Raw genomic sequence first — 17,357 nt, 5'->3', positions numbered from 1 at the left:
CGGGCCGTTCCGGCTGGTCACTCCCCGGCGGGGAAGAGCACCTCGGCCACGTGGTGCGTGTCGGCGTATTCGCGGATCGAGGTGATCCGGCCGTCGCGGACGGTGAAGACGCCGAGGCAGCGGTTGCTGTACGCGGCGCCCGCCGCCGTCGTGCCGTCCGAGGTCCACTCGGCGACGACCTGCTCGCCGTCCGCGATGACGTTGGTCAGGGCGATGACCAGGGGGGCGCCGGGCATCAGGCGGGTGCCCATGCCGCCGAGGAAGTCCTCGACGATGGCGTCGCGGCCCTTCCATGTGCCCGAGATAGGCAGGTTGCCGGGATAGTCCCAGGTGGCGTCTGGGGCGAAGCTGCCGCGGACTACGGCGAGGTCGCCGTCGCGGACGGCCTCGACGTAGCGGGTGACGACGGCCTTGGGGGTGGGGGGTGCGGCGGGTGCGGCGGTCATGGCGTGGCTCCTTCTGGCACGTGCTCCGTACTAGCTCTGACCAGCCAATACCGTTCGCCGCACCGCGGTCCAACAGCTTCTGGACGGCTTTGACAACCGCCGGTTGTCGCCGCCCGTGGGCACCCGTGTCCGGCGGGCGGGCCTGCGCGGCCAGGGCGCGTGCGAGGATGGCCCGGGAGGGTCGGCGTGGGCGGTGCGGGTGGGCGGAAGCCGCGGGAGACACGGGCGGACGGCGAGCGGCTGCTCGGCGCCGCGCGGGCGCTGCTCGCCGACCACGAGCGCGCGGTCGCCGGAGTACGCGCCGCACTTGGCCCGATCGTGGCCGAACTGGCCGCCCATGAGCTGGAGTCGATCCCGGCCGCGCGGCTGAAGGACGTCACGCAGGGCCGGTTGCGGCTCGGCGCCATCGAGGCGGCCGGCTTCCGCTCGGTGCGGCAGGTGCTGGACGCCGGGCGCTACGGGCTGCGGCAGATCCCCGGCGTAGGGCCTCAGACGGCGGACCAGGCCTACGCGGCGGCCCGGCAGATCGCGGAGGCGGTCGGCGAGACGGTCGCGGTGCGCATCGACGTCGAGCACCCCGAGCCGCGCACCACCGCACTGGTCGTCGCGCTGCACCGGCTCGCCGTGGCAGGACCTGACGCGGTCAGGGCCGTCGAGGCGGCCCGGCAGGTCGAGGCGGAGCTGGCCCCGCCGCTGGCGCGGGCCGCGGAGGCCGGCGGGTGGCCGCGCCGGTGGTTCGCGGGCCGGGAGCGGCGGGAGCGGGCGCGGGCCGCGGTCGACGCGGTCGCCGACCTGTGCGCGCGGGCGGACAAGCAGGGGACGCCGCTGCTGCTCGGCCAGGCGTCCGTCGACCTGCTGCGCGAACCGGCCGGCGAGGCCGAGGCCTGGGTCGACTTCGAGGTGCGGTCCGCCGACTACTACAGCCTGCTGGCCGAACTGTCCGGCGGCGCCCCCGACGTGGCCGCCGCCGAGGGCTTCCTGCCGGCCGACGTGGTCGAGCGGGTGCGGGCCCAGCCGCTGGACGGCACCCACCGCCGGGTGTCGCTGCGCGGCTACCAGGCCTTCGGGGCGCGCTTCGCGCTGGCGCAGCGCAGGGTGCTGCTCGGCGACGAGATGGGGCTCGGCAAGACGATCCAGGCCATCGCCGCGCTGGCGCACCTGGCCGCGCAGGGCCGCACGCACTTCCTGGTGGTGTGCCCGGCGGGCGTCCTGGTCAACTGGACCCGGGAGATCGGCGCCCGCAGCGCGCTGCGGGCGGTGCCGCTGCACGGCCCCGAGCGGCGCCACGCCTTCGCCGAGTGGCGGACCGGCGGCGGTGTGGGGGTGACCACTTACGACGCCCTGCGCGGATTCGCCGCCCCCGAGGCGGACTTGCGGGTGGCCATGCTGGTGGTGGACGAGGCGCACTACGTGAAGAACCCGGAGGCCAGGAGGTCGCTCGCGGTGGCGGACTGGTCCGCGCGCTGCGAGCGGGTGCTGTTCATGACGGGCACCCCGATGGAGAACCGGGTGGCCGAATTCCGCAGCCTGGTCGCGCACTTGCAGCCCGGCCTGCTGGAGCGGCCGGGCGCCGCCGAGGGGGCGGGAGCCGCCGGGTCGCAGGCCTTCCGGCGGGCGGTGGCACCGGCCTACCTGCGGCGCAACCAGCACGACGTGCTGGCGGAACTGCCCGCGCTGGTGCACACCGACGAGTGGACGGAATTCAGCGCGGCCGACCAGGACGCCTACCGGACGGCGGTGCTCGGCGGGAATTTCATGGCCATGCGCAGGGCCGCCTACGCGGACCCGGAGAAGTCCGCGAAGCTCCGGCGGCTGTGCGAGATCGTCGCGGACGCGGCCGAGGACGGCCTCAAGGTCGTCGTCTTCTCCTACTTCCGCGACGTGCTCGGCACGGTCGCGGACGCCCTCGGCCCCGCCGTCCTCGGGCCGCTCACCGGGTCGGTGGCGCCGGTGCGGCGGCAGCAACTGGTGGACGCGTTCACCGCGTCGGGCGGGCACGCGGTGCTGCTCGCGCAGATCGAGGCGGGCGGTGTCGGGCTCAACCTCCAGGCGGCCTCGGTGGTGGTCCTGTGCGAGCCGCAGGTCAAACCGACCACCGAGCACCAGGCGGTGGCCCGCGCCCACCGGATGGGGCAGGTGCGCGCGGTGCGGGTGCACCGGCTGCTCACCACGACGGGCGTGGACGAGCGGCTGCTGGCGATCCTGCGGGACAAGTCGCGGCTTTTCGACGCCTACGCCCGCCGCAGCGACGTGGCGGAGGCGGCGCCCGACGCCGTGGATGTCTCCGACGTGTCGCTGGCCCGGCAGATCGTCGAGGAAGAACAGAACAGGCTGTCGGGGAGGACCGGTTGACAACAGGAGCGGGGGAGGCGGCGGTGGCCGTGCTGCGGTGGGGGCTGATCGTGGAGGAGGCGCGGGGCAGGTACAACGGCTATTACCAGCCGCGCGTGGTGGGCGAGGTCACCGGCACCCGAGAGGAGGCGCTGGCCCGCCTTGAGGAGGCCGTCACCGACTACGTGGACGGCGCTGGACACACCACCGCCAGGCGGCGGCTGTACCGCACCGAGGACGGCTTCCACTACGTCCACGGCGACGGGAGGCTGACCACGGGTATGCGCTTCTCGGTCGCCGAGCTGATCAGCGACAGCAACGACGCCAAGGAGGCCGCGGCCGCCGAGAAGCGGGCGGCGAAGGAGCGGAAGGCCGCCGCGCGGAAGGCCAGGCGCGAGCAGCGCCTGATGCCGATCGAGGACGGGATCGAGGACGGCGTCGAGGACGACGTCGTGGGCGACGTCGTGGGCGACTGAGAGGACGGCATGGGCCAGGGGTGAGCGCTACGCCCGCGCCGCGCGGGCGTGCCGGCAGGCGTCGGCGTAGGCGCGGGTGAGCGGGTTCGCGGTGCCGTGCGGCCAGGCCAGGGCGAAACGGCTCGGGGAGATGCCGCGCACCGGCCTGGTCGTGACGCCGCCCAGCGTGATCAGCGGGGCGTTTCCCGCCGCGAGCAGGACCACCCCGAGGCCCGCGACCAGCGCCTCGTAGGTCTCCTCCGTGCTCGCGACCTCCGCGCCGATCCGCGCCGGGCGGCCCGCCCTGGCGTCGGCGGCCAGCCAGTAGTCCCGCAGCGGGCCCGCGGCGGCCGGCAGCGCGAGGAAGGGCTCGTCCAGCAGATCGGCGAAGTCCACGGTGTCGCGGGCCGCGAGCGGGTGGCGGTCCGGGAGGGCGACGAGCCGCGGCTCCTCGGCGACCACCAGCGTGCCGTAGCGCTCCTGGTCGGGCAGCGGCAGCCATACGTACGCCACGTCGCTCGTGCCGTCCGCGAGCCCCGCCGTCGGGTCGTCCCAGCTCACCTGCCGCAGCCGCAGGACCGCCTCGGGGCGCGCGGCGGTGAAGCGCGAGCGGACCGCGGGCAGCAGCCCGCCGCGGCCCGGACTGGTGCTCATCCCCACCACCAGCGTGCTGACCTGCGCCGCCTTCGCGCTGCCGACCGCCGCCCACGCCTGGTCCCACTCGCCCAGCACCCGTTGCGCGTAGGGCAGCAGGGCCGTGCCGACCGCGGTCAGCGCGACGCCCTGCCGGTCCCGGTCGAAGAGCGGCGCGCCCAGCTGTTTCTCCAGCGCCCTGATCTGCTTGCTCAGCGCGGGCTGCGACACGAAGAGCCGCTCCGCCGCACGGGTGAAGTGCAGCTCCTCTGCGACGGCGACGAAATACCGCAGGTCCCGACCGTGAACGTCCATAACCATCGGCTATCACGGCGGGTCTTGGACCGGCAACCGGGATTCGCGGCAGGCTTGTCACCAGGACAGCGGGAAACACGAAACGGGAGCTGACGATGAACAAGGTGTGGCTGGTCACCGGTGCGAACAGCGGTTTGGGTCGGGCGATCACCGAGGCCGCGGTGGCCGCGGGCGACGTCGTGGTCGGCGCCGTGCGCCGGGTCGCCGCCCTCGACGACCTCGTCGCCGCACACCCCGACCAGGTGGAGGCGCTGGCGCTGGACGTCACCGACACCGCGGCGATCGACACGGCCGTCGCCGACGTGCTCGCCCGGCACGGCAGGATCGACGTCCTGGTCAACAACGCGGGCCGCAGCCACGTGGGCGCCTTCGAGGAGACCGGCGACGCGGAGCTGCGCGAGCTGTTCGAGGTCCACGTCTTCGGGCCCGCGGCGCTGGTCCGCGCGGTCCTGCCGTCGATGCGGGCCCGCAGGTCGGGGGCCGTCGTCCAGATGAGCAGCATGGGCGGCCAGATGTCCTTCGCGGGCTTCTCCGCCTACAGCGGCACGAAATTCGCCCTGGAGGGCATGACGGAGGCGCTCGCCACCGAGGTGAACCCGCTCGGCATCAGGACGCTGATCGTGGAGCCCGGCGCCTTCCGCACCTCGCTGATGGGCAAGGTCACCGTGAGCCCCGAAATCCCCGACTACGAGGCCACGGTGGGCGGCACCCGCGCGATGGCCGCCAGCGCCGACGGCACCCAGCCGGGCGACCCGGCCAAGGCCGCCGCCCTCATCCTCGCCGCCCTGGAGGCCGACAGCACGCCGCTGCGCCTCCCCCTCGGCGAGGACGGCGTCGACGCCGTCCTCGGCCACCTCGACCAGGTCCGCGACGACATCGCCCCCTGGGAGAAGCGGGCCCGCGCCACGCACTTCGAGTGAGCGGCCCCATGCAGCCGAGCGGCCCGCCCTCCTGAGGACGCGGAGGGCGGGCCGCTCGGGTGCGGGGAGCGCGTGCGCCCTAGGACAGGCCGCGGTGGAGGGCCGAGATCAGCTCGCCGTCAGCGGTGTCGCCGTCGAGGGACCAGGCCATCGCGCCGCCCAGGTGGGCATCGCGGATGTAGGCCGTCTTCGCCGCGAGCACCTGCGGGTCGTCGTAGGTCCAGAAGTTCGTCCCGTCGTAGAGCCAGGCGAAGCCGTTCCGCGTGTCGCGGTGCACCGTGTACGTGCCGGAGGCGGCCAGTGCCTTCAGCGCGTGGTAGTCCTCGTTGCCGGCCTGCCAGGTGGCCGGGGCCGGGCCGGTGGAGGGCTGGAAGAGGCCGGCGGTGCCGCCGTCGGGGACGCCGGTCCAGCCCTGGCCGTAGAAGGGCACGCCGAGCACGAGCCGGCAGGCCGGGGCGCCGCGGTGCAGCCAGTCGCCGATGGCCTGGGTGTCGCTGAAGTCGTTCGGCACCGGCGAGTCGCGCGGCGCGCGCAGCGCGGACTGCTGGTTGGTGCCGGTCTCGTAGGGGCCGTGGAAGTCGTAGCCCTGGACGGTGCCGAAGTCCAGGTACTTGAAGATCTTCTTCACCTCGAACCCGGCGTCGATCTTGGCCGGCGCGGCCGGCAGGAAGGCGGTGAGGTCGTAGTGCCTGTGGGTGGTGTGCCGCCCGTAGTCGTCCAGCTGCTTGCGGAATTCCGCCGCCAGCGCGGTGAAGTTCTTCTTGTCCTCGGGCCGGTAGACGGTGTCGGCGTCGCCGGAGGAGCCGGGCCACTCCCAGTCGATGTCGATGCCGTCGAAGAGGCCGGCCGCGGAGCCGGGGCCGCCCTTGCCGTCGAGCAGCGGGAGATCGCCCTTGATGAAGATGTCCAGGCAGGACGAGACAAGTGCCTTGCGTGAGGCGGCGGTTCGCGCCGCGTCGGAGAAGTGCGTCGACCAGCCCCAGCCGCCGATCGAGATCAGCACCTTCAACTTGGGGTTCTTGGCCTTGAGTTCGCGCAGCTGGTTGAAGTTGCCGGCCAGCGGCTGCTCCGCGGTGTCCGCGGTGCCGTCGACGGAGGTCGCGGCGTCGACCGGGTGCTGGTAGTCGGCCCAGGCGTCGCCCTCGCCCGCGACGTTCGCCTCGAAGCACTTGCCGTCGGCGCCGATGTTGGCGAACGCGTAGTTGAGGTGGGTGAGTTTGCCGGCGGTGCCTGAGGTCTGGACGTTCTTCACCTGGTAGTTGCGGGCGTAGATGCCCCACTGGGTGAAGTAGCCGACGCTCTTGTAGGAGGGTTTGGCGGGGGAGTGCCCGCCGTGGGCCTGCGCGGTGCTGCCGCCGGTGAGGGCGGGCAGGACGGCGACCAGCGAGAGTGTGGCGGCCGTGGCGGCCATACGGCCGAGAATTCGTCGACGCATGGCGCAGAAAGTATTGGTCTGGACCAATAACGGTCAAGGGGAACGGCGTAATCGGTTCCGCCGTTCCCCCCGGCAACCCGGTTACGGCACCGAGTCGTTCACCGCTGTGCGGGCCGCGGCGTCGAGGGAATGCCCCTCAGCCGGTCGGGCAGTCGGACCGGCTTCGCGGAGACATAGGTCTCCACCGCGAGCAGGTCACCCGCCTTGGTCGCGGGCAGCGGGCATGTCACCGATCCGCTGCCCCGGAGAATCGGCGGCCGCTTCGGGTCGGGCATGGGCGGCACCTGGCTCGTGTAGGTGCTGCCCGGCTTCGGCATCGGCGGGCGGGGGCAGTTGGTGTAGGCCGGCACGTCCGCTTCGCCCACCTGCGCCTCCTCCAGCAGCGTGCCGGTCGCCGGCTCGACCAGCAGCCGGAAGGTCACGTGGTCGTGCGACGCGCTGACCTCCGTGCCCTCGCGGCCCAGCGAGTCCTTTCCCGCGCCGTCCAGTCGCACCCCGTCGAGGCCGGCGAGCACCCGGAAGAGCGCGGCCCGCAGTTGCGGCTTCGCCGGGGAGGTGGCCAGCATCGAGCCGATGTTGTCGAAGGCCTGCCCCGCGGAGATTCCGCCGGTCAGCCGGGCGGTGAGGGCCGTGACGTCGGTCGGCAGGCTGTTCAGGTGGTTCCAGTCGACGAGGTCCTCGCCGGCGAACCATCCTGGCCCGTACTTGTCGTAACCGCTGTAGGTCATCGTCCTGGCACCGCGCGACCTCTCGACCTCGGTCCCGTGCTCGAAGTGGATCTCGTCGTGGTAGCCCGCGCCGTAGCCGACGACCCACTGGTCGCTCACCACCTCCCACGCCTCCGGCGTTCCCTTCCACGGCTGCTCGGCGGACCGGTCGGCGACGCCCTTGAGGAAGTCCGCCGCGCTCGCGCTGGCCGCCGACCCGCCGCCGAGGTCCACCGCGGGCAGGACCGCGACGCCCGTCGCCGCCGCGGCCACCAGGGCCGCGGACGCGATCCAGCGCCGCCGGAAGAAGCGCCGGCGCACCGGCACGGCCGCGCCCGGGGCGTCGTCCAACGCGATGTCCGCGCCGGCGAGTTGTGCGCGCTGCACCGCCGCCGTGACCACGGCCTCCGCGCGGGCCGTGACGTCCGCGGCGGGTGGCGCCACGGTGCGGGCGGCGGCCATCCGGTCCATGCCGGGCAGGCCGAGGAGGTCGGAGGTGCCGAAGCCGTCGAAGCCGTCGACGGCCGCGGACACCGGGTCCTGGTCGGCGGCCGTGCGGCCGCCGGTGATGTCGTTCATGTCGGGTCTCCTGTCGTTCCGCGGGCCGTGGCGCCTGCCACGGCCGGGTCGAGCGCGTCCCGCAACCGGGTGCGGGCGCGGTGCAGTCGGGAGCGGGCGGTGCCCTGCGGTATGCCGACGACGGCGGCCGCCTCGCTCGGGGTCAGTTCCTCCCAGATCACCAGCAGCAGCAGTTCGCGCTCCACCGGCGGCAGTTCGCGTATGACGCGGCGGATCAGCGGTGCCACCGCCGCCGCGTCGAGCCGCTGGTCGACCGCGTGCCAGGGGTCGGTCTCGGCGAGGTCGGACGCCTTCCCGACCGGCGCCGACTCCCGCCAGTGCGCGGCCAGTACGTGCCGGGCGACCCCGAAGAGCCAGGCGCGGGCGGTGCCGCGCGCCGGGTCGAAGCCGGCGCGGCCGGCGAAGGCCCGCAGCCACACCTCAGCCACCAGGTCGTCGGCCGCGCCCGGCGCACGCCGGGCCAGATAGCCGTGCAGCGTGCGCGTATGGCGTGCGACCAGCGGCTCGAAAGCCGCCGGGTCGCGGGCCGAGCGGGCGAGCGCGGACGCGTCGCCGCCGTCATCGTCGTCCATTTCCCCTCCTCGTCCGGCCGGTTCGTCTCCCGGCCGCACCCCCTACTTGCCGCCCGCCGCCGCAAGCGTTCGCCAGGACCGTAAACTCCCCGCGTGGACATACCCCCGCCGCCTCCGCCGCCGCCGTCGCCCGACGGTGTGCCGCCGCCTGGCCAGCCGCCGTACCAGGGTCTGCCGTCCTACGGGCAGCCGCAGTATTCGGAGCCCGCCTACACGGAGCCGTCGTACGGGCAGCCGCCGAATCCGTACGCGCAGCAGCAGCCGCCCCAGCAGCAGCCCGCGCAGGACAACCCGTACGCCGCCCCCGGGCCGTACGGCCCGCCCTACCCCGGCGCGGCCGGGCAGCCGCAGCAGCCCGCGTACGGCTACCCGGCGCCGGTGGGTGCCGCGATGTACCCCGGCCAGCAGGGCTGGTACGCGCAGGGCGAGCGGGCCACCAACGGCATGTCGATCGCCGCGCTGGTCGTCGGCATCCTGCCCTGCATACCCTTCCTCGGCCTGATCTTCGGCCTGGTCGGGCTCCAGCAGGTCAAGCGGCGCGGTGAGCGCGGCAAGGGCATGGCGGTCGCCGGGATCACGCTCTCCAGCCTGTGGACGATCGGGCTCGCCACGATCATCGCGCTCGCCGCGGCCGGCGTCCTGGACGACGGCAACACCCAGGTCGTGGACCTCAGGGCCGGCCAGTGCTTCAACACGGTCGACGCGAAGCTGTCCGACTTCGGCACGGACAACGACACGCGCTCCCGCACGGTGGACGTCGTGGACTGCACCGACGCGCACGACGCCGAGGCCTTCGCGGTCTACGAGATCCAGGCCGGCTCCGACGACCCGTACCCCGGGGTGGACAACGTCACCGAGGACGCGCAGACCAACTGCGTGAAATACGCCCACACCTACCTCGACGGCAAGGTGCCGCCGTCGTCGGACAAGCTGTACTTCTACCTGCCCGCGGGCGCGAACTGGGCCCGGCACGAGCGGTCGGTGATCTGCTTCTTCGGCTCGCCCGGCGGCAAGGTGAGCGGCTCGGTGAAGACCGGCGGGAGCCGGGCGGGCGACTCCGGTGGCTCCGGCGGGTCCGACGACTCCGGCGGTTCTGACGTCGGGGTGTGAGCGCGACCGGGGCGTGAGCGGAGTGTGAGGCTCGGGGGTGGGCTTGCGGTCGAGTACCCAGGGTTGCGAAGCTGTCGCGGACAGTCAACCCCCTGGGAGGGGCAACCCGTGGCATTCGGTGAGCAGCCTGCGTATCTGCGCGTGGCCGACGATCTGCGCCGCAAGATCCTCGACGGCACGCTCCCGCCGCACGCCCGGCTCCCGTCGCAGGCCAGAATCCGCACCGAATACGGCGTCTCCGACACCGTCGCGCTGGAGGCGCGCAAGGTGCTGATGGCCGAGGGCTTCGTCGAGGGCCGGTCCGGTTCGGGCACCTACGTCCGCGAGCGCCCGCGGCCCCGGCGGATCGTCCGCAGCGGCTACCGGCCGGCAGGGCCGTCCACGCCCTACCGGCAGGAGCAGGCCGACGAGGGCAGCAAGGGCACCTGGGAGTCGCGCAGCGTGCAGGACGCGGCGACGCTGGACGTGGCCGAGCGGCTGCGGATCGAGCCGGGGGAGCGGGTGATGCGCACCCACTACCTCTTCCGCACCGAGGGCGAGCCGACGCTGCTGTCCACCTCGTGGGAGCCGCTGTCGCTCACCGGGCGCACCCCGGTGCTGCTGCCCGAGGAGGGGCCGGTCGGCGGGCAGGGCGTGGTGGCCAGGATGGCGGCCATCGACGTGACGGTGGACCACATGGCCGAGGAGGTCGGCGCCCGGCCGGGCCTGGCCTCGGAGACCGCCGCGCTCGGCGGGGTGCCGGGCCACCTGGTGATCGAGATCCGGCGTACGTACTACGCCTCCGGCCGGCCGGTGGAGACCGCCGACGTCGTGATCCCCGCGGAGCGCTACCGGGCGGTCTACCACCTGCCCGTGAGGTGAGCAGGCGGGCAGGTGGGGCGGGCTGACGGCCCGTCGACTTCTGGTCGAACGGATGGCCGGATCGGTCCCTCTTCGTGTCATTGCGTACCCGCGCTGTGAACCTCGGGCGTAGGGTCGGGCATATGCGCATCGCCGTTTCCTCGGACATGGATGAGCCACCGGCCCGGCAGGTCGTCGACGACCTGCGCCGCCGCGGCCACACGGTGGAGGTGTTCGGCGCGCTCCGCGACGGCGACCGCGCGGACTGGGCCTGGAGCGCGGAGGCCGCGGCGCGCGCCGTCGCGCACGGCACGGCGGATCAGGCCGTGGTGTGCTGCTGGACCGGCGCGGGCGCCTCGATGGCCGCCAACAAGGTCCCCGGCGTGCGCGCCGCCCTGTGCGCCGACGCGTACGCCGCGCGCGGAGCGCGGGTCTGGAGTGACGCGAACGCGCTGGCGCTCAGCCTGCGTACGCTGTCCGGCGGGCTGCTCGCCGAGATCCTCGACGCGTGGTTCGCGGCCGGCGCCGACCAGGACCGCGACGCCGAGGACCGCGCGAACATCGCCCACCTCGACGCGATCGGGTCCGCGGCCCCCACCGCCGCGCAGCCGGCCCCCACCGTGCACGAGACCGCTGCCGGCGCACCCGCCGGCAGTGCAAAGTGAAAGGGCATGACCTCATGACGTCCGACCTCGTATGGGTCCTCATACGCCAGGACGACGGCGCCAACCGCTACCGGGTCGGCCGCTACGCCACCCGGGCCGAGGCCGAGCGCATCGCCGACCAGCTCGACAGCCGGGACCAGCGGCCGGCCCAGAACGGCGGCCGGGAGCAGGGCGGCGCGGAGCAGCGCCGCTACGTCATCGAGCGCGTCGCCCCCCGCCTGGCCCAGGCGTGACGCCTCCCCGGCTGGTGGTGGGCGCCGCCCTGCTCGACGAGGGCCGGCTGCTCGCCGCCCGCCGCACGGCGCCCGCCGCCCTCGCGGGGCGCTGGGAGCTGCCGGGCGGCAAGCTGGAGCCCGGTGAGACCGCGCCCGGCGCGCTGGTGCGCGAGCTGCGCGAGGAGCTGGGCGTCGAGGCCGAGCCGCTGGAAAGGGTGCCGGGCCAGTGGCCGGTGGCCGGCGGCGCTCTGCTGCTCCAGGTGTGGACGGCCCGGCTGCTGTCCGGCAGCCCGCGCCCCCTCCAGGACCACGACGAGCTGCGCTGGCTCGGGCAGGCGGAGGTCGACACCGTCGACTGGCTCCCCCAGGACCGCCCCGCGGTGCACTGGGTGGCGTCCAGGCTGGGCGCCGGGTCCTGACCCCCGCGGTGCCGCGGCCCGGGTCCCGGTCCACGTCACCGGCGAGCCGGCCTCCTCCTGGCGGCGGCGGTGGGGACGCGGCGAGCGGGTGCATGGGGGAATATCGGGTAAAAGGGGATAGATCCCTGTAGGTGGCCGGGTGGATCCGGCCCGACCCGGTCGGGGGTGCGACGCATGACCGCCAGCGGCGACACCCCGTCTGCCGAGCCGCCGCCCCGGGACGACCCGCACGACCTGACCGACCCGCTGCCCGACCCCGGCGGGGGTGAGGACGCCGGGGTCGCGGGCACCGGTGCCGGGACGCTGATGGACACCCTGCGGGTCGCGGTCGTCATGCTCGACACCTCGGGGCGGGTGCTGCTGTGGAGCCCCCTCGCCGAGGAGGTGCTCGGGTGGGCGGGCGAGCACATCGTGGGGCGGCGGGTCGGCGGGCTGTTCGGGCCCGGCGGGCAGCCGCCCGGCGGGCCCGAGGAGGTCATGCCGTCGGCCGGGCAGGCCGAGCAGATCCTCGGCGAGCTGCTGGGCGACGGGCGCTGGGACGGCATCCTGTCGCTGCGGCACCGCGACGGGCACGCCGTGCAGGTCGAGGCGCGGGCGTCGCTGCTGGTGGACGGGGACGGCCGGCCCTTCGTGCTGGCGTCCATGGTGGAGACCAGCCGGCTGCGGACCCTGGAGCACGACCTCGCGGCGCTCGACTCGCTCTTCGACGCCTCCCCGCTGGGCGTCGCGATCTTCGACCGGGAGCTGCGCTTCGTCCGCGTCAACGACGCCCTGGCCCGGCTGAACGGCCGGCCCGCCGCCGAGCACATCGGCCATACGGTCACCGAGGTGCTCGACGTCAGGGCGTCCGAGTCGCTGGCCGCGCTCCAGCGGGACGTGCTGGTCACCGGGCGGCCGGTGATCGACCTGGTCTCGCCCGCGCCCACCGGGCATGGGCACAGGTCGCTGTCCTACCACCGCCTGTCGGACCGCGCGGGCCGGGTGCTGGGGATCAGCGCCACCGTGATCGACGTGACCGAGCGGGTCGAGGCCGCGGCCAAGGCCGAGCGTGCCCGGCGGCGGCTGGCGCTGCTCAACGACGTGGGCTCGCGGATCGCCGGGCAGCTGGACGTACGGCGCAATGCCGAGGAACTGGCCGCCGCGCTGGTGCCGACCTTCTGCGACTACTCGGGCGTGGTCCTGCACTCCCAGCTGCCCGACGGCGGCGAGCTGCCCTCGGCCGCGTACACCGACACCACGCCGATGCGGCAGAGCGGCGTCGGGGCGATCACCTGGAGCCCCGACGTGGTGCGGATGATCAGGCCGGGGCAGGCCATGTCCTTCGACCGCAAGACGCCCTTCGGGCAGGTGCTGGCCACCGGGCGGCCCCGGCTGCTCTCGACGCGCGACGAGCTGTCGCACCTGACCTCCCCCGACGACCCCAAGGTGCGCGCGACCCTCGCCGTCGGCATCGAGTCGATGCTCGTGCTGCCGCTGCGCGCGCACGGGGTGGTGCTCGGGCTGCTGATCGCCAGCAGGGCGGGCGGGCGCGAGGCGTTCGACCAGGAGGACATGGCGCTCGGCATGGAGCTGGCCGACCGGGCGGGCGCCGCGCTGGACAACGCACGGCTGTACGTCCGCGAGCGCGAGGGCGCCCTGATGCTCCAGCGCTCCCTGCTGCCCCGCTCCACACCGGCCGCGCCGGGCGTCGACGTCGCCTACCGCTACGTGCCGGGCAGCAGCGTCGCCGAGGTCGGCGGCGACTGGTTCGACGTGCTGCCGCTGGCCGGCGGCCGGGTCGGCTTCGTCGTCGGCGACGTCATGGGCCACGGCCTGTCCGCGGCGGCCACCATGGGCCGGCTGCGTACTGCGGTGCGCACCCTCGCGGGCCTGGACATGGCGCCGGACGAGCTGCTGCGGCGCATCAGCGAGCTGGGCGACGACCTGGCGCAGAGCCAGTCGGACGGCTGGATGGCCACCGCCGTCTACGCCGTCTACGACCCCGCGACCCGCCGCTGCGCCATCGCCCAGGCCGGGCACCCGCCGCCGGTGCTGATCGAGCCCGGCGACGAGCCCGGCAGGCACACCGCGCGGCTGCTCGACAACCTGCCGCCCGGGGTGCCGCTGGGCGTCGGCGGCGTCCGCTTCGAGACGACCGAGCTGGACGTGCCCGACGGCACCGTCCTGGTGCTCTACACCGACGGCCTGGTCGAGTCCCGCCGCCACGACATCAACACCGGCCTCGAACGGCTCCGCTCCACCCTGAGCCGCCCGCTGGACTCGCTGGAGGACGCCTGTGACGACCTGCTCGCCACCATGGAACCCGGGCGCGAGCCCGACGACGTGGCCCTGCTGATGGCCCGCCTCGGTACATTGCCGAGCGGTGCCACCACCGCGTGGACATTCCCCGCCGAGGCCAGCGCCGTACGGCTGGCCCGCCGCCGGGTGCGCGACGCGCTCGCCGAATGGGACCTGTCCGAGCTGACCGACGTGACGGTGCTGCTGGTCAGCGAGCTGGTGACCAATTCGCTGCGCTATGCGCACGGCCCCATCGGGGTGCGGATGGCGCGCGGTGCGTCGCTGCTGGTCGAGGTGTCCGACCCGCTGCCCGACCCGCCGCGCGAGCGGGTCGCCACCGCGGAGGACGAGGGCGGCCGCGGGCTGCAGCTCGTGGCGGGCGCGTCGCGGCGCTGGGGGACCAGGCACGGGCCGCTCGGCAAGACCGTGTGGTTCGAACTCGCGCTGCCGTGATGGTTCGAACCGGTACTTCCGTGACAGCCGTGACGGCCGCTCCCGTGACCACCGCCACAGCGCCCCCGTTGTGATCACCGAAATGGTTCGCGGGGCGTGTGCCGGGTATCCCGAAGAGACGAGAGCGAAAGGTGCGACCGAGGTGTCCAGGGGACGGCCCCCGTGCCCCACGAGCCGAGATGATGCTGTGATCGACAAGACCGTGTGCTGGACGGTCCGCATGCTGAATACTCAGCTCCAACCGGTCCATGTGTGCTGAGCTGGAGGGGTCGGGCGAGTGAGCGACATGCCAGCAGGGGCGGTTCCGCCAGGAGACGATCCGGACGCGGCGGCAGAGACCGCGGTCTGGCAGTCAAGTCCGCCCGGCTCCATCTACGACTACATACGAGTCGCGTCGTTCTCGCTCGGCCCCGACGGACGTATCGAGCAGTGGAGTGAAAGGGCCGCCGAATTCTTCGGCGTCTCCGCCGACGACGCCGTCGGCCGCGACCCCATCGCCGCGTTCGCGCCTCCCCACGTGCAGGACCGCGGCCACGAGCGGCTCACCGACATCCTCAACGGCCGCGAGTGGACCGGACTCGTCCCGTACAGCGACGCGTCGGGCGCCGAGGGCCTGGCCGAGGTCTATGTCATGCCCGCCGACCGCGGCGCCCTGTGCATCGCCGTCGACGTGGCCACGCTGCGGCAGATCGAGACCGATCTGGCCGCCTCCCAGGCGGTCTTCGGGCAGTCCCCGATGGGCTTCGTGCTGTTCGACAACCGGCTGCGGCTGATCCGGGTCAACGACCGCTTCGCCACCGTCTTCGGCCGCCCCGCCGAGGAGCACCGCGGGCGCGGCCCGCACGACTTCCTGTCCCGGGTCGAGGCCGACCGGCTGACCGCCGCCCTGCGCCAGGTGCTGGAGACCGGCGAGGCGGTCCTGGACATGCCCCTGGTCGGCACCGTGCCCGGCGACCCGGGCAGGCGCCGCTGGTCGATCTCCCTCTACCGGCTGCACAGCTCCTCAGGCCGCCCGATCGGCGTCGCGGGCCTGGCGATGGACGTCACAGGACGCCAGCGCGCCGAGCGCGAGGCCGCGCACGCCCGGCGCAACCTGGCGCTGCTCAACGAGGCGGGCGCGCGGATCGGCACCTCGCTCGACCTGGAGACCACCGCGCGCGAACTGCTCGACGTGGCGGTGCCGCACTTCTGCGACCTGGCGTCCGTCGACCTCTACCAGGCGCTGCTGTCCGGCGCCGAGGAGCTGGCCGGCACCACCGACGGCAGCGGCGAGCTGCGCAGGGTCGCCTTCGCCAGCTCCGTCTCCGACGCGCCCGTCGCGATGGCCGGCGACGACGACGACGTGTCGGCCGACGACGGCCCGGTCGCCGTCGGCTCCGTCCACCGCTACCGCTTCAGCTCCGCAAGCGCCCGCGCGCTGCGCACCGCGCAGCCGCAGTTCCTCGACGGCGACGGCGGGCAGGACCTGGGCGGCGCCATGGTGCAGTCCACCCTCGTGGTGCCGATGGTCGCCCGCGACACGGTCCTGGGCCTGGTGCAGTTCTCCCGCGCCAAGGGCAGCGAGCCCTTCACCGAGCGCGACCGCATGCTGGCCGAGGAACTGGCCGCGCGTGCCGCCATCTTCATCGACAACGCCCGCCTCTACCGCCGCGAGCACGAACGCGCGCTGATCCTCCAGCGCAGCCTGCTGCCGCCTGACGACCCGGAGGCCGCGGGCCTCGACATCGCCTGCCGCTACCTGCCGGGCAGCATGGAGACCGAGGTCGGCGGCGACTGGTTCGACGTCATCGAACTGCCGGGGCACCGCACCGCCCTGGTCGTCGGCGACGTGATGGGCCGCGGCCTGCGGGCCGCGGTCGCGATGGGCGAACTGCGCACGGCCGTGCGGACGCTGGCGATGCTCGACCTGGAGCCCGGCGAGGTGCTCAGCGCCCTGGACGAGGTCGTACGGGGCCTGGGCGCCCCCACCCCCGGCCGCACCCGCAGGACGAAGGAGCACGGAGAGTCCGACCTCACCGAGGTCTACCTGGCCACCTGCGTCTACGTCGTCTACGACGCCGTCACCCGCCGCTGCACGATCGCCAACGCGGGCCATCTGCCGCCGGTCGTCGTGGAACCCGGCGAGTCGCCGCTGCTGCTCGAACTGCCCAGGGGGGTCCCGCTGGGCGTCGGCGGCGAGCCGTTCGAGGAGAGCGAGGTCGAGCTGCCCGAGGGGGCGCTGCTCGCGCTCTACACCGACGGCCTGGTCGAGTCGCGCAGCCTCCCGCTGGACGAGGGCCTCGACGCCTTCAGGCTGTCCCTCGACGGCCCGGATCGGCCGCTGGAGGACATCTGCGACCACGTGCTCGCCACCCTGGACACCGCGCACGGCGAGGACGACATCGCGCTGCTGATGGCCCGTATCCAGGGCCTGCCCGCCGACCAGGTCGGCGACTGGACGCTCAAGCCGCAGCCCACGTCGGTGGCCAGGGCCCGCGAGCTGGCCCGCGAGCAGCTGCTCGCCTGGGACCTCGGCGACCTGGTCGACACCACCGAACTGCTGGTCAGCGAGCTGGTCACCAACGCGCTGCGGCACGGCTACGGCGACATCAGGCTGCGCCTGCTGCTGGACCGCACCCTGGTGTGCGAGGTGTGGGACAGCGCCCTGGTCCAGCCGCGCCGCCGCCGCGCACGCGACACCGACGAGGGCGGCCGCGGGCTGCAACTGGTCACGATGCTCAGCGAGAGCTGGGGCAGCAGGCGCACCCACCGCGGCAAGACGGTGTGGTTCGAACTCGCCCTGCCCGGACGGCAGTCCCACGTCGCGACCCCGACGGTGGACGAACTGCTGAGCATGTTCTGACCGTCAGGCCCCAGCACCGCCGGTCGATACGCCAGGCGGTACGTTGCCGCGTTGTCGCTGTCGCCCGAGTACGCCCGGCACGAGGGCGGTACTCCGCCCTTGCGACGCACCCCACCGGACACCGCGGAGATCCGGACGGCAGG

Annotated in this window: 15 protein-coding genes; 10 read left to right on the top strand and 5 right to left on the bottom strand. The window is 74.0% G+C overall.

Features of this window, described 5'->3' with window-relative positions; genetic code table 11:
• Nucleotides 1-17 precede the first annotated feature (17 nt).
• Nucleotides 18-446, bottom strand: coding sequence for a nuclear transport factor 2 family protein (locus OG900_14585; protein WUH91211.1), 429 nt, complete (start codon nt 444-446; stop codon nt 18-20).
• Nucleotides 447-632: 186 nt separating this feature from the next.
• Here OG900_14585 and OG900_14580 point away from each other — a divergent pair, with 186 nt between their 5' ends.
• Nucleotides 633-2,798 (top strand): DEAD/DEAH box helicase, encoded by a 2,166-nt coding sequence (locus OG900_14580; GenBank protein ID WUH91210.1) that lies wholly within the window; start codon nt 633-635, stop codon nt 2,796-2,798.
• Nucleotides 2,795-3,253: a hypothetical protein gene (locus OG900_14575; GenBank protein WUH91209.1), complete on the top strand. Its 459-nt coding sequence runs from the start codon at nt 2,795-2,797 to the stop codon at nt 3,251-3,253. The genes OG900_14580 and OG900_14575 overlap by 4 nt, the downstream gene beginning before the upstream one ends.
• Nucleotides 3,254-3,280: 27 nt before the next feature.
• Here the strand turns inward: OG900_14575 and OG900_14570 are convergent, their stop codons facing one another.
• A complete protein-coding gene (locus OG900_14570; GenBank protein WUH91208.1) occupies nt 3,281-4,186 on the bottom strand; it encodes a LysR family transcriptional regulator in 906 nt (301 codons plus the stop codon).
• 89 nt (nt 4,187-4,275) lie between these two features.
• Between OG900_14570 and OG900_14565 the strand changes: the two genes are divergently transcribed.
• Entirely contained in the window at nt 4,276-5,100 is an 825-nt protein-coding gene (locus OG900_14565; GenBank protein WUH91207.1) for an oxidoreductase, read from the top strand.
• A gap of 79 nt (nt 5,101-5,179) precedes the next feature.
• On the opposite strand, the gene OG900_14560 is transcribed toward OG900_14565, so the two are convergent.
• The 3 genes from OG900_14560 to OG900_14550 form a co-directional block, all read right to left on the bottom strand.
• Nucleotides 5,180-6,535: a glycoside hydrolase family 18 protein gene (locus OG900_14560; protein ID WUH91206.1), complete on the bottom strand. Its 1,356-nt coding sequence runs from the start codon at nt 6,533-6,535 to the stop codon at nt 5,180-5,182.
• 98 nt (nt 6,536-6,633) lie between these two features.
• Nucleotides 6,634-7,821, bottom strand: a complete 1,188-nt coding sequence (locus OG900_14555) for a hypothetical protein (protein ID WUH91205.1) — start codon at nt 7,819-7,821, stop codon at nt 6,634-6,636.
• Nucleotides 7,818-8,393 (bottom strand): sigma-70 family RNA polymerase sigma factor, encoded by a 576-nt coding sequence (locus tag OG900_14550; protein WUH91204.1) that lies wholly within the window; start codon nt 8,391-8,393, stop codon nt 7,818-7,820. Before OG900_14550 ends, OG900_14555 begins: the two co-directional genes overlap by 4 nt.
• Nucleotides 8,394-8,486: 93 nt before the next feature.
• Between OG900_14550 and OG900_14545 the strand changes: the two genes are divergently transcribed.
• The 7 genes from OG900_14545 to OG900_14515 all read left to right on the top strand — a co-directional run bounded on the left by OG900_14545 (nt 8,487) and on the right by OG900_14515 (nt 17,214).
• Nucleotides 8,487-9,503 (top strand): DUF4190 domain-containing protein, encoded by a 1,017-nt coding sequence (locus OG900_14545; GenBank protein WUH91203.1) that lies wholly within the window; start codon nt 8,487-8,489, stop codon nt 9,501-9,503.
• Between the two features lie 108 nt (nt 9,504-9,611).
• A complete protein-coding gene (locus OG900_14540) occupies nt 9,612-10,364 on the top strand; it encodes a GntR family transcriptional regulator (GenBank protein WUH91202.1) in 753 nt (250 codons plus the stop codon).
• Between the two features lie 122 nt (nt 10,365-10,486).
• The gene (locus OG900_14535; protein WUH91201.1) at nt 10,487-11,008 is read left to right on the top strand and encodes an RpiB/LacA/LacB family sugar-phosphate isomerase; all 522 of its coding nucleotides are present in this window, start codon (nt 10,487-10,489) and stop codon (nt 11,006-11,008) included.
• Entirely contained in the window at nt 11,005-11,241 is a 237-nt protein-coding gene (locus tag OG900_14530) for an SPOR domain-containing protein (GenBank protein ID WUH91200.1), read from the top strand. Before OG900_14535 ends, OG900_14530 begins: the two co-directional genes overlap by 4 nt.
• Nucleotides 11,238-11,642: a (deoxy)nucleoside triphosphate pyrophosphohydrolase gene (locus tag OG900_14525; protein WUH91199.1), complete on the top strand. Its 405-nt coding sequence runs from the start codon at nt 11,238-11,240 to the stop codon at nt 11,640-11,642. Before OG900_14530 ends, OG900_14525 begins: the two co-directional genes overlap by 4 nt.
• Before the next feature lie 174 nt (nt 11,643-11,816).
• Nucleotides 11,817-14,372 carry a PAS domain-containing SpoIIE family protein phosphatase/ATP-binding protein gene (locus OG900_14520; GenBank protein ID WUH91198.1) on the top strand — a complete coding sequence of 852 codons (2,556 nt, stop codon included), beginning with the start codon at nt 11,817-11,819 and terminating at the stop codon, nt 14,370-14,372.
• Between the two features lie 286 nt (nt 14,373-14,658).
• Complete coding sequence (locus tag OG900_14515) at nt 14,659-17,214, top strand: SpoIIE family protein phosphatase (protein WUH95758.1); 2,556 nt, start codon at nt 14,659-14,661, stop codon at nt 17,212-17,214.
• Nucleotides 17,215-17,357: the final 143 nt, after the last annotated feature.

Source organism: Streptomyces sp. NBC_00433 (genome assembly GCA_036015235.1).
GTDB lineage: Bacteria > Actinomycetota > Actinomycetes > Streptomycetales > Streptomycetaceae > Actinacidiphila.
Note: the sequence above shows the minus strand (reverse complement) of the source record. Positions and strands in the feature narration are given on the sequence as shown.